The organism is Curtobacterium sp. PhB78, from assembly GCF_003751685.1.
GTDB lineage: Bacteria > Actinomycetota > Actinomycetes > Actinomycetales > Microbacteriaceae > Curtobacterium.
This window is the reverse complement of the sequence record NZ_RKIA01000001.1, coordinates 303,109-315,687: the sequence shown is the minus strand read 5'-3', so window position 1 is coordinate 315,687 and position 12,579 is coordinate 303,109. Positions and strand designations below refer to the sequence as shown.

At 71.1% G+C, this 12,579-nt stretch carries 9 protein-coding genes; 4 read left to right on the top strand and 5 right to left on the bottom strand.

The features are described 5' to 3' along the window. Positions 1–73 precede the first annotated feature (73 nt). From EDF53_RS01585 to EDF53_RS01565, 5 genes are all read right to left on the bottom strand, one after another. On the bottom strand, positions 74–1,339 hold the full coding sequence (locus EDF53_RS01585; RefSeq protein WP_311316828.1) for a D-arabinono-1,4-lactone oxidase: 1,266 nt from the start codon (positions 1,337–1,339) through the stop codon (positions 74–76). Positions 1,340–1,365: 26 nt separating this feature from the next. Next, positions 1,366–2,907 (bottom strand): L-arabinose isomerase, encoded by a 1,542-nt coding sequence (gene araA, locus EDF53_RS01580; protein WP_123291934.1) that lies wholly within the window; start codon positions 2,905–2,907, stop codon positions 1,366–1,368. Beyond that, positions 2,904–3,614, bottom strand: a complete 711-nt coding sequence (locus EDF53_RS01575) for an L-ribulose-5-phosphate 4-epimerase (protein ID WP_123291933.1) — start codon at positions 3,612–3,614, stop codon at positions 2,904–2,906. Before EDF53_RS01575 ends, araA begins: the two co-directional genes overlap by 4 nt. After that, on the bottom strand, positions 3,611–5,299 hold the full coding sequence (locus tag EDF53_RS01570) for a xylulokinase (protein ID WP_123291932.1): 1,689 nt from the start codon (positions 5,297–5,299) through the stop codon (positions 3,611–3,613). The genes EDF53_RS01575 and EDF53_RS01570 overlap by 4 nt, the downstream gene beginning before the upstream one ends. A 638-nt stretch (positions 5,300–5,937) precedes the next feature. Then, a complete protein-coding gene (locus tag EDF53_RS01565; protein WP_123291931.1) occupies positions 5,938–6,951 on the bottom strand; it encodes a LacI family DNA-binding transcriptional regulator in 1,014 nt (337 codons plus the stop codon). Positions 6,952–7,123: 172 nt separating this feature from the next. Between EDF53_RS01565 and EDF53_RS01560 the strand changes: the two genes are divergently transcribed. The 4 genes from EDF53_RS01560 (at position 7,124) to EDF53_RS01545 (ending at position 12,438) form a co-directional block, all read left to right on the top strand. Next, a complete protein-coding gene (locus EDF53_RS01560) occupies positions 7,124–9,121 on the top strand; it encodes a glycoside hydrolase family 127 protein (protein WP_123291930.1) in 1,998 nt (665 codons plus the stop codon). A 4-nt stretch (positions 9,122–9,125) separates the two neighbouring features. Further along, entirely contained in the window at positions 9,126–10,433 is a 1,308-nt protein-coding gene (locus tag EDF53_RS01555) for a sugar ABC transporter substrate-binding protein (protein WP_123292310.1), read from the top strand. Positions 10,434–10,503: 70 nt separating this feature from the next. Then, on the top strand, positions 10,504–11,481 hold the full coding sequence (locus tag EDF53_RS01550) for a carbohydrate ABC transporter permease (protein WP_123291929.1): 978 nt from the start codon (positions 10,504–10,506) through the stop codon (positions 11,479–11,481). Between the two features lie 3 nt (positions 11,482–11,484). After that, complete coding sequence (locus EDF53_RS01545) at positions 11,485–12,438, top strand: carbohydrate ABC transporter permease (protein ID WP_123291928.1); 954 nt, start codon at positions 11,485–11,487, stop codon at positions 12,436–12,438. The last annotated feature ends 141 nt before the right edge of the window (positions 12,439–12,579 follow it).

Genomic DNA, 12,579 nt, shown 5'->3' with positions numbered 1-12,579 from the left:
TGCCTCCGAGGAGGCTACGGAGCCGGTGTCGTCACGCGCACGCCCCAGTCGTGGTGCCACGCGGCACGCCCCGTCAGGACAGGACGCGCGCCAGGTACGCGTTGCGGAACCGGCCCGTGGGGTCGACATCGCGGGCGACCGCAGCGAAGTCCGACAGCCGCGGGTACGCCTCGTGCAGCCGCTCGACGCTCACGCCGGACACCTTGCCCCAGTGCGGCCGCGGGTCGAAGGGCGCGAGCGCTTCCTCGATCCGCGTCACCGCGGCCGCCACGGCAGCGGCGTCCCGGCGGAAGGTGAAGTGGATGCCGACCGACTGCCGACCGGACGACGGCGCGAGCCAGGCGGTGTCGGGTGCGATCGTGCGGATCTCGGCGGCGATGAGGATCGGCGCGAACACCGACTCGAGCGGACGGAGGGCCTCGAGCGCGGACACTGCCGACGCTGCCGGGATCAAGTACTCGGCCTGGATCTCGGCACCGGTCGACGGCGTGAACGAGGACCGGAAGTGCGGCAGCCGCTCGGCCCACGGCCCGGGGACGCCGCCCTGCTCGGTGACGCCGGCGGGGTCGTTCTCCCCCGGGTGCACGGGGCCGGTGGCTGGCCGCGCTCCGAGGCCGACGAGGTCGACGGTGGGCGAGGGGTCGTCCACGCGGTGCTTCACCCAGACCTGCCGGGCACCGCGGTCGTCGAACGAGGTGAACATCGACACCGAGTAGGCGTCGGACATGACCTGGTCGAAGTGGGCGGACACCGCGTCCCACGGCAGGTCGAGGTGCACCGTCGTGGCGACCTCGAACGTCGGCTCGATCGCGAGCTCCACCGTGGTGACGACCCCGAGCGCGCCGATGGCCACCCGGTGGGCGTCGAGGGCCCCGTCCGGCGAGGACGCATCGACGTGCTCGATCGCGCCGGAAGCGCGGACGACGTCGAGCCCGACCACCGCCTGCGCGAGCGACGGGTTGCGGACGCCGGAGCCGTGCGTGCCCGTGGCGACGGCCCCGGCCGTGGAGATGTGCGGCAGGGACGCGAGGTTCCCGAGTGCCCAGCCACGGGCCTCCAGACCGGCCGCGACCTGACTGTGCGTCATGCCGGCGGCCACGCGGACCACACGACGCGACGTGTCGATGTCGAGCACCGGTGGCAGGTCCTGCAACGACACCTGCACGGCGTCGGTGTCGGCGATCGTGTTGAAGGAGTGCCGTGAGCCGAGCGCCGTCAGGCGCGGGGTCGACGCGACCAGTTCCTGCAACGCGGCCACCGACGTCGGACGCGCCAGACCGGACGCCCGGTAGGTGACGTTGCCCGCCCAGTTCGTCCGCGTGCGCTGCTCTGCGATCACGTCGCTCATCGTACGGTCCGCGTCCCTCAGAAGCCGCGGTCGAGACGGTGCCACGTCTGCTGGAGACGCAGCTCGTCACGGAAGCCGCGGGCGGTGGTGTGCTCGTCGATGACCAGGAACTCGGTGCCGACCATGGTGGCGAGGTCCTCGACCACCTGCAGACCGACGGCCGTCGTCATCACGGTGTGGTGGGCGGCGCCCGCGGTGAGCCAGGCCTCGGCGGCGACGGGGAACGACGGGCGCGGCTCCCAGACGGCACGGCCGACGGGGAGCTTCGGCAGTGCTTCGGTCGGCGGCACGACGTCGACGACGTTCGCCGTCAAGCGGAAGCCGTCGCGGGTGTCGGAGAGCGCGACCACCACGGCCTCGCCGGAGTCGGCGGTGAAGACCAGGCGGACCGGGTCGTCCTTGCCGCCGATGCCGAGCGGGTGGATCTCCAGCGTCGGCTTCGTGGTGGTGAGCGTGGGCGAGACCTCGAGCATGTGGGCACCGAGGATCTTCTCGGCTCCGGGCGTGAGGTCGTAGGTGTAGTCCTCCATCAGGCTCGCGCCACCGGGCAGTCCGGCGCCGGCGACGTTCATCGCACGGACCAGGACGGCCGTCTTCCAGTCGCCCTCGGCGCCGAAGCCGTAGCCGTCCGCCATCAGGCGCTGGACCGCGAGGCCGGGCAGCTGCTTGAGCGAGCCGAGGTCCTCGAAGTTGGTCGTGAAGGCGGCGGACCCGTTCTGCGCGAGCAGGGTGCGGAGGCCGATCTCGATGGCGGCGCCGTCGCGGAGCGCGCTCCTGCGTTCGCCCCCCTCTTGGAGTTCCGGTACGAGGTCGTAGGACGCGTCGTAGGTGGCGAGCAGCGCGTCGATCTCGTGGTCCGACGCGGCGGACACGGCCGCTGCCAGCTCGTTCACCGCCCAGGTGTTCACCTGCACGCCGAGCTCGATCTCCGCCTCGGTCTTGTCGCCCTCGGTGACGGCGACGTAGCGCATGTTGTCGCCGAAGCGGGTGAGCTTCAGCTCACGGACTGCTGCGGCGCCGGCTGCGGCGCGGGTCCAGTTCGACACGCGCTGCTGCACCCAGGGGTCCGAGACGTGGCCCACCGCGGTGGCGTGCCGGACGCCGAGGCGCGCCAGGGCGTAGCCGAACTCACGGTCGCCGTGCGCTGCCTGGTTGAGGTTCATGAAGTCGAAGTCGATGTCCGCCCACGGCAGCGTGACGTTCGCCTGCGTGTGCAGGTGCAGCAGCGGCTTCGTCAGCGCCTGCAGGCCGCCGATCCACATCTTCGCGGGGCTGAAGGTGTGCATCCAGGTGGTGACGCCGATGACCTTGTCGTCGGCGCTGGCCTCGATCAGGGCGCGCCGGATGCCGTCGGCGTCCTTCAGGACCGGCTTCCAGACCAGCTTGACCGGCAGGGCGCCGGCCAGCTCGGCGTGCACGGCCTTGCTCTGTTCCTCGACCTGGCGCAGCGTCTCCTCGCCGTACAGCCCCTGGGAGCCGGTGAGGAACCAGACCTCGTAGCCGTCGAGAGTGGCCTGGGGGTCGACGGTGGTGTCGTGCGTCGGGGTGTCCTGCGTCATCGCATGGCTCCTTCGGGGTTCTGTCCGTAGACGTTCTGGTAGCGATCGAAGAGTCGATCGATGTCTGCTTGCGCGATCGGGACCACGTCCCCGCCCTGCTTCGCGATGTGCACGGTGCGGGCGACGTCCTCGCACATCACGGCGGCCTTGACGGCGTCCTTCGCGTCCTTGCCGATGGTGAAGACGCCGTGGTTCTGCATGAGGACCGCGCGGGATCGGTGGCCGGTCAGCGTCTCGACGATGCCGTGGCCGATGGAGTCGTCGCCGATGATCGCGAACGGCCCGACGGGGATCGGCCCGCCGAACTCGTCCGCCATCGCGGTGATCACGCACGGGATGGGTTCCGCTCGTGCGGCCCACGCCGTCGCGTACGTCGAGTGGGTGTGCACGACACCGCCGACCTCGGGCATGTTCCGGTACACGTGGGCGTGCGCGGCGGTGTCGGAGGACGGCCCGTGCGCGTTGCCCCAACCGTCGGCCGGCTCGCCGTCGAGGGTGCAGACGACCTGGTTCTCCGGCGTCAGGTCGTCGCTCGAGACGCCGCTCGGCTTGATCACGAACAGGTCGGTGCCGGGCACACGCTCGGAGACGTTGCCGCCGGTCCAGATCACCAGGCCGTAGCGGACGAGTTCGCCGTGCAGGCGGGCGATGCGTTCCCGCGTCCTCGCCACCGCCTGGCGCGTGGTCTCGTCGATCGCGTCCGTCATCGGGTCACTTCCTCTGTCTGGAGGCGCGGGTCGGCGCCGTCGGTCTGCTCGGTCGGGCGCGTGGTCGCGCTGGGGCGGGTCGCCGCCGCCGCCACGTCCTGCACGGGCAGTGCGGCCCGGTAGCGGCCCAGGTAGGTCTGGAAGCCGTCGACGTCGGCCGGCTCGGGCTCGGCCACGTGCACGGCGTCCCCGCCGAACACGGTGTCCGACAGGAAGTCGGCGAGCTGTTGGTCGGTGTGCTCGAGGTAGGCGGCCAGGACGGCGATGCCCCAGGCCCCGCCCTCGCCCGCGGTCTCCTCGAGGGCGATCGGCACCCGCAGAGCCGCGGCGAGCAGTCGCTGCGGGGCACCCGGCGTGCGGAAGAGCCCGCCGTGCGCGGTCATCCGGTCGACGTGCACCTGCTCGCCGTGCAGCACGTCCATGCCGATCGCCAGGGTCGCGAAGGCGCCGTGCACCTCGGAGCGCACCAGGTTGCCGAGCGTGAAGCGAGCGCCGGGGGTGCGGAGCAGCAGGGGCCGGCCGTCCTCGACGTGGGTGACCGGTTCACCGGCCAGGTAGTTGAACGAGAGCAGGCCGCCGGCGTCGGGGTCGGTGCTGTCCGCGATCGATTCGGTGAGCAGTGTCGCGTAGACGGTGTCGACGTCGAGCGGCTGCCCGGCCGCTTCGGCGAACCGTCCGAAGACCTTCGCCCAGCTCGCGATCTCGCTCGCGCCGTTGTTGCAGTGCACCATCGCCACGGCGTCGCCCGCCGGGGTGGTCACGACGTCGAGTTCCTCGTGGGGGGTGCTGAGCGGGTGCTCGAGGACCACCATCGCGAAGATGCTCGTGCCGACGCTGACGTTGCCGGTGCGGGGTGCGACGGCGTTCGTCGCGACCATGCCGGTGCCGGCGTCACCCTCGGGCGGGCAGAGCGGCGCGCCCGGTTCGAGCGTGCCGGTGGGGTCGAGCCACGCGGCGCCCTCGGGGGTCAGCTCACCGGCTTCGGCACCGGCGACGAGGACCTCGGGCAGCAGGGACCGCAGGTCCGGCACGCCGATCAGGTCCTGCGCGGTGGCGAGCATGGCATGGTCGAAGTCCTTCGCGCCCGGGTCTCCAGGGCCGCTGTCGACGGGACCGCCCTCGATCGGGAACACACCAGAGGCATCCCCGACGCCGAGCACGTTGCGTCCGGTGAGTCGTCGGTGCACGTAGCCCGCGAGCGTCGTGATGCCCGCGACCTCGGCCACGTGCGGTTCCTCGTCGAGGACCGCCTGGTACAGGTGTGCGATCGACCAGCGGAGTGGCACGTTGAAGGCCAGTGCCTCACTGAGCTGTTCGGCTGCGGGCCCGGTCGAGGTGTTCCGCCAGGTCCGGAACGGCACGAGCAGGTCACCCGCGGCGTCGAACGCCAGGTAGCCGTGCATCATCGCGCTCACGCCGACCGCGCGGAACGTGGTCGGACGCACGCCGAACTGCGCTTCGACGTCGGCGACGAGCGCGGCGTACGCGGCCCGGAGGCCGGTCTCGACGGCGTCGAGCGAGTAGGTCCAGCGGCCGTCGACGAACTCGTTCTCCCACTCGTGGGAGCCGGCGGCGATGGGCACGAGGTCCTCGTCCACCAGGCATGCCTTGATGCGGGTGGAGCCGAGCTCGATCCCGAGTGTCGTGCGGCCGTTCGCGACCTGCTGGGTGGGGTCGTCGCCCATGCGTTCCTCCAGAACTCCGTCGTCCTCCGTGAGCGCTCACATCCTGGCACGTGAGCGCTCACTCTCGCAACGTCCGGGCGCGCCGCCGGTCTCGCCCGCCCCACCAGTCGAGACACCCCGCTCAGTTCTCCCGGCCGGTCACAAACTGTCGTCCGGAGCAACTACAGCCGACCATTCCTGACCGGTCGACGTCCTACGCACGACAGGTCGTGACCGTGCGACGAACGAGGGCGACGACGACGTGCGATCCATCGGCGCCCCACACCCGCGCACGTCCCGACCACCCACCGCCCCACACTCGCGCGTGTCCTGACCACCCGCTGCCCTGTACCCACGCGTGTCCTGACCACCCACTGCCCTGCACCCGCGCATGCCGGCTCGCCGGACCGTGTCACCCCGAACGGCCGCGCCCGGTGCGGTCACGACACCCCGTTGCCTCGCCGCGGCGCGGTCACGAACTGTCAGCTGGAGGCACCCCGGGCGCCGGTTCGTGACCACTTGGGCATGGAGGACGGGGTGTCGTGACCGCTCAGTGCAGACCGCAACGCGAACCGCAACGCGAACCGGAACCGGACCCGGCACCGGAACCGGAACCGGCACCGGCATCGGCACCGGCATCGGCGCGACGGACGACCGCCCTACGCGCCGGCGGTGCTCTCGCGGATGACGAGGGCCGGGGTGACCGTCGCCGAGGCCGCCGCACCGCCGTCGATCAGACCGAGCAACGCCTGCCCGGCCACGCGCCCGAGCTCCTCGAGCCGCAGGTCCACCGTCGTCAGCGGCGGCCTCGAGGCGAGCGCCATCACGTCCCAGTCGTCGTACCCGGTGACGGCGACGTCCTCGGGGATGGACCGCCCGAGCTCCCGCAGCCGATCGCACACGCCGCGGGCGATCTGATCGCTGCCGCACACGATCGCGTCGACGTCGGGCGACTGCCGCGCGAGCACGTCGACGGCCTGGCGCCCCCACCGCTCCGACCACTCGCCGAACAGCGGCGGCGTGACCAGTCGTGACCCGAGCACGGAGGCCGCTCCCGCCACCCGGCGTTCGGCGGAACGATGCCGCGCGGGCCCGGTGACGACGGCGACCCGCTGCCGCCCGAGCGTCAGCACGTGCGAGGCGACGAGCGCGGACCCGGCGGAGTCGTCGAGGGTGATCGACACGTCGTCGGCCGAGGTCGACGGCGTGAACGCGTACACGACCGGGATCGCCACGTCGATCGGCGGTCGCGGGTCGGCGGAGCGTCCGGTCACGATGATCCCGTCGACGCCGCGGGCTGCGAGGGAGCGGAGGTAGTGGGCCTCGCGGACGTGGTCGTCGCGGGTGTCGCAGAGCAGGACCGCCATCTGCCCGGCGGACAGGGCGTCCTCGGCACCGAGGAGCACGGGGATCGAGAACCGACCGAAGGAGTCGGTGGTGATCATGCCGACCGTGTAGGTCCGACCGGAGGACAGCGCACGGGCCCGGGCGTCGCCGACGAACCCGAGCTTCTCGGCGGCGTCCTTGACCCGTGCCCGGGTGGAGTCGCGGAGCTGTCCGGTGCCGTTGAGCGCCTTCGACGCCGTGCCGATCGACACCCCGGCGAGCGCGGCGACGTCGGTGATCCGGACGGGCTGCGTGCTGCGGTCGGCACCGGTGCGCTCGAGGGTCACGGCAAGTTCCTTTCCGGATCGCGGGACGTGACGATGAGCATACGCAGAAAACCCACCACTCCTCTTGCGTGGCGAAGACCAGTGTCGTAACGTCCACCGCAGAAACCGTTTTCCGGAACGCTGCACGAACGGCGGCACCGGGACGGTCCCAGTCACATCGCAAGGAGGCGACATGACCACCACGCTCGCGACCGACAGCCGTGCGCACACCGCGACCCCGGTCCTCCCGACCGCCGACGCGCACCTCACGCTCCGGCCCCTGCCGACGGGCGACGCCCGGATCACCGGCGGGTTCTGGGCACTCCGGCAGGAGCGCAACGGCCGTGACGCGGTCCGCGGCGGGTACGCCTTGCTCGAGACCGCCGGCAACTTCCGGAACCTGCGCATCGCCGCCGGGCTCGAGGAGGGCGAGGCCACCGGCCCGATCTTCATGGACTCGGACGTGACGAAGTGGCTCGAGGCGGTGGCGTGGGAGTACGGCCGCGCCCCGTCCGAGGACCTGCTCGAACTGCAGCGCGAGGTCACCGCCCTGTACGCCCAGGCGCAGGCCGACGACGGCTACCTCGACTCCGTGCAGCAGATCCGTGGGAAGGGTGAGCGGTACACGGACCTCAAGTGGAGCCACGAGATGTACTGCGCCGGCCACCTGTACCAGGCGGCCGTGGCGCAGCACCGCGCGACGGGCGACACCGGCCTGCTCGAGGTCGCGATCAAGAACGCCGACCACCTGGTCCGCACGTTCGGCGACGGCACCGCCCCGGACGGCACGCCGAAGACCCGCGACGTCGACGGCCACCCCGTCGTCGAGATGGGCCTCGTCGAGCTGTACCGCGAGACCGGCAACCGTGAGTACCTCGATCTGGCGCACTGGTTCGTCGACGCCCGCGGCACCGGCATCATCGAGCGCGCCGGCGGTGAGCCGACGTACTTCTCCGACCGGGTGCCGAGCCGGCAGGCCACGACCGTCGAGGGCCACGCCGTCCGCGCCGTGTACCTGGCAGCGGGTGCCGTCGACGTCGCGATCGAGACCGGCGACACCGAGCTGCTGGCCGCGAGCGAGCGGCAGTTCGCGGACATGATGGCGACGAAGGCGTTCATCACCGGCGGCCTCGGGGCGCGCTGGGACTGGGAGGCGTTCGGCGACCCCTACGAGCTGCCGACCGACCGTGGCTACGCCGAGACCTGCGCGGCCATCGGCGGTGTGCAGTGGGCGTGGCGCCTGCTGCTCGCCACCGGCAAGCCGGTCTACGCCGACGCGATCGAGCGCCTGCTCTACAACGCGTTCCTGGCCGGCGTGAGCCTGGCGGGCACCGAGTACTTCTACGTTAACCCCCTGCAGCAGCGGGACCACGCGCACCAGGACGAGAACCGCTCCCCCGCTCACGGGCGCCGAGGCTGGTTCGACTGCGCCTGCTGCCCGCCCAACATCATGCGCACGTTCGCGAGCCTGGACGGCTACCTGGCGACCGCGACCGACGGCGGCCTGCAGATCCACCAGTACGCGACCGCGGACCTCGGGCCGGTGTCGGTCGAGACCGGGTACCCGCACGACGGCCGCGTGGTCGTCACGGTCACCGAGGACGGCCCGCTCGCCCTCGGCCTGCGGATCCCGGTCTGGTCGGACACGACGACGGTGCAGGGACCCGACGGTGCCGCGCACCCTGAGCCGGGCACGCTGCACGTCGTCGACCGGCACTGGACGGCCGGGGACACGGTCGAGCTCGTCTTCGACACGACGCCGCACCGGTACGTGGCCGACACCCGCATCGACGCCGCCCGCGGTCAGGTCGCCATCGAGCGTGGCCCCCTCGTGTACGCGGTGGAGCAGGCGGACCAGCAGGGCTTCACGGTCGACGACCTGACGGTCGACGCGGTCGCCCCGATCACCGAGGAACGTCGCGACGACCTGCTCGACGGCATCGTCACGCTGCGCGTGCCCGGACACGCCCCTGCCGGACACGAGCAGGCATCGTGGCCGTACCAGCGGCTGGACGCGAGCCGGTCTGGAGGAGCGGATCACGCCGTGGACGCGACCAGCGTCGACGACGCGGCCGGCTCGCAGGGCGCCACCACGGGCCTCCCGTCGGTCACCGCGACCGCGGTTCCCTACTACGCCTGGGCGAACCGGGGCGCGGCGCCGATGCGCGTGTGGCTCCCGCTGGCGCGGTGACGTGATGGACCGCAGAGCGTTCCTGGTCGGCGGTGTCGCCGCTGGCGCAGCACTCGCCCTGGCAGGGTGCTCCGGCACCCTGCCGAAGGTCGACGCGAAGGTGGCGAGCTTCGGGAAGGACGCGACCGGCACCGTGCACGTCTGGTGCCGGTCCGCGACCCAGGCAGGGCTGACGTCGGCCGTGGCCGGGTTCAACAAGGCGAACCCGAAGCTGCAGGTCGAGCTGACCCCGGTGCCGGACGGTCAGTACGTGACGAAGCTCGCGACGGCCATCCGCGGTGGTGAACCGCCGGACGTCGTGGACATCGACGACATCAACTCGCAGCTGTTCATCTTCCGCGAGGCGTTCGCCGACCTGACCGACGTCGTCAAGGGCCTCGACTACTTCGACGCGATCTCACCGGGCCACCTGCGGCTGCTCGAGTACCGCGACCGGTACTACGGGCTGCCCTACCTGGCGGACAACTCGCAGCTGTTCGTCAACACCGAGCTGTTCGACCGGGCCGGCCTCGACGTCGAGGAGTCGACGAAGGACCTCTCCACGCTGCTCGACGCGGCGAAGGCCATCCGGAAGCTCGACGACGACGTCTACGGGTGGTCGATCTCCGGCAACGCCGCCGGCATCATCGGCTTCGTCACCCAGCCGCACGTCTGGGCAACGGGTGTCGACATGATGTCCGGCGAGGTCGGCTCCCAGACGGCGAACATCACCGGCAACGAGGCGCTGGAGCGGATGCTCGAGTTCTACCGACAGCTCTGGAAGGACGGCGCGCTGTCGAAGGCGACCTACTCGGACGCCGGCACCACGTGGGGCGCGGACTTCCGGGCCGGCAAGGTCGGGATCTTCCCGACCTCGTACGGCGCCACCGTGCCCGCGGCCACCAAGGCGATGCGGGCGAAGATGCAAACGGTGCTCATCCCGTCGTGGGACGGCCAGCGGTCGTTCTTCGACGGCGGCGACAACATGTGCATCCCGAACGGGGCAGCGAACCCGTCCGGCGGCTGGGCGTTCATGCAGTACGCGAACGGCCTGCAGCAACAGCAGGCCCTGCCCGACGGCGGGTACTTCCCCACCCGCTCCGACGCCGCGACGCCCGAGTACCGGAAGCGGTTCCCGTTGGCGTTCGGCCCGCTCGACGCCATCGACAAGGGCTACGCGCCCCAGACCCTGGCGTACAACCTGCTCAACAACCAGCCGTCGTCACCGTACTTCGCGATGTTCCGCGAGGCCGTGTTCGGCTCGGGCACCGCTGCCGCGATGAAGACGGCGCAGGCGGACTACACCCGCATCCTCGACCAGGTCCAGGCCTGACCGTCGCTCGCTCGCCTGTTCGTTCGTTCGCTCGCTCGTTCGCTCGCTCGTTGCACAGAGAGGTGCAGACATGACCACCATCTCCAACCGACGGACCGGCGCCGGCCGCCCGACCGTCGGCCGCGGCGCCGGCCGCCCGGGCCGCTCGGGCCGCCCGGGCCGCCCGGGTCCGTCCCGCGGGTCGCTCACACACCCGCCGCGCGCCGGCGCCGTGCTCGTCACCCCGGCGATCGTCTTCGTCGCGGTGTTCGTCCTCGCCCCGCTCGTGTTCGCGCTCTACATCTCGTTCACGAACTGGCCCCTGATCGGTCCGTACCGGTTCATCGGGCTGCAGAACTACCTGACGCTGTTCCAGGACCCGACGTTCGTGCACGCCATCGGGTACACGCTGCTGTACACCGCGATCGTGACGGTGCCGATCCTGGTGCTCGGCTACTTCCTGGCGGTGCTCATCCGGGCACGGCGACGGGGCAGCACCCTGCTGCGGACGGTGTTCTTCCTGCCGTACGTCGTCGGCCTGACCACGCTCTCGTTCATGCTCGTGCTCGAGGCGCAGCCGAACTCCGGAGCCGTCAACATGGTGCTCCGCTGGCTCGGCATCACCGACGGCAGCACCGCCTGGCTCGTCAACGGCCCCCTCGCCACGTTGCTCATCTGCGTGCTCGTGGTCTGGGCGGTGTCCGGCCTGACGATGGTGCTGCTGATGTCGGCCATGCAGGGCATCCCCGACGAGGTGTACGAGTCGGCGCAGCTCGAGGGCGCGTCCTGGTGGCAGACCGAACGGCTCATCACCCTGCCGATGATCCGGTCGACCATCGCCCTCAGCGCCATCATCTCGGTGATCGGCTCGCTGCTCGCGTTCAACCAGTTCTACATCCTGACCCAGGGCGGGCCGGGGACCGAGACCACGACGATCGTCAACGCGATCTACAACCGTGGCTTCGTCAACCTGCAGCTCGGCGCCGCGACCGCCGAGTCGATCGCCCTGGTCGTCGTCATCGCCGCCGTCACGGTGTTCCAGTTCTGGGCACTGCGAGAGAAGGACTGAGCCATGAGCACCACGACCTCCCGTGCCGGACTCGCGGCGCCGGACCTGTCCACACGCACGCTGACCACCACCGGCGACGGACGCCGTCGACGCCACCACCAGGGCAGCGTCCGGCACCCCCGCGACACCGCCGTCAAGCGCACCCTGTACGTGATCGCCGGCGTCGGGTCGGTGCTCGTCTTCGGCGTCCCGCTGCTGTGGTCGATCCTGCGGGCGTTCCAGTCCGAGGCCGTCATCACGCAGGCCGCCGACCCCGCGACCTTCTTCCAGCTCGGCTGGCAGAACTTCGCCGCCGTCTTCAGTTCGTCGTCGCACCTGCTGACCGGCGTGTTCAACTCGTTGATCGTGTCGATCGCCACGGCGGTGCTGACCGCGGTGATCGCCACGATGGCCGGGTACGGGTTCGCCCGCTTCCGGTTCCGCGGGTCGGGCATCGTGTTCGGTCTGGTGCTGCTGACGATGATGGTGCCGTTCCAGGCGATCCTCACCCCGCTGTACCTCGAGATGAACGCCATGAAACTCACGAACTCGCTGCTCGGGCTCGTGCTGTTCTACACGACGGTGAACCTGCCGTTCGGGGTGTTCGTGATGCGGAACGCGTTCGAGTCGATCCCGACCGAGCTCGAGGACTCGGCGTTCGTCGACGGTGCCTCACGCTTCCGGGTCGTCGTGTCGGTGCTCCGCCCGCTCCTGCTGCCCGGTGCGGCCACCGCTGCGCTGTACGCGTTCCTGGCGTCGTGGACGGAGTTCCTCGGAGCGCTGACGTTCCTGACGAAGGACTCGCTCTACACGCTGCCGGTGGCGCTGCTCAACCTGCAGACCGGGGCGTACGGGCAGGTGTCGTACGGCAACCTCGTCGCCGGGTCGGTGGTGGCGATGATCCCGTGCATCGCGCTCTACGTCGGGCTGCAGCGGTTCTACGTCGCAGGCCTGTCGTCGGGCGCGCTGAAGGGCTGACGGTCGGGTCAGCCCGGCCGGTGCGAGGAAGGCACGGCCCCGCACCGTGCGAGGGTCCGCTCCGGTGCGAGGTTCCGTACTCCGTGCCAGGCCCGGTGGCTCGCACGGAGCACGGAACCTCGCACCGTTCGACACCACCCC

Bases quoted from the DNA above. Each gene is read 5' to 3' on its own strand.
- araA (WP_123291934.1), bottom strand. From the start codon at position 2,907: ATGACGCAGGACACCCCGACGCACGACACCACCGTCGACCCCCAGGCC.
- EDF53_RS01575 (WP_123291933.1), bottom strand. From the start codon at position 3,614: ATGACGGACGCGATCGACGAGACCACGCGCCAGGCGGTGGCGAGGACG.
- EDF53_RS01570 (WP_123291932.1), bottom strand. From the start codon at position 5,299: ATGGGCGACGACCCCACCCAGCAGGTCGCGAACGGCCGCACGACACTC.
- EDF53_RS01560 (WP_123291930.1), top strand. From the start codon at position 7,124: ATGACCACCACGCTCGCGACCGACAGCCGTGCGCACACCGCGACCCCG.
- EDF53_RS01555 (WP_123292310.1), top strand. From the start codon at position 9,126: ATGGACCGCAGAGCGTTCCTGGTCGGCGGTGTCGCCGCTGGCGCAGCA.
- EDF53_RS01550 (WP_123291929.1), top strand. From the start codon at position 10,504: ATGACCACCATCTCCAACCGACGGACCGGCGCCGGCCGCCCGACCGTC.
- EDF53_RS01545 (WP_123291928.1), top strand. From the start codon at position 11,485: ATGAGCACCACGACCTCCCGTGCCGGACTCGCGGCGCCGGACCTGTCC.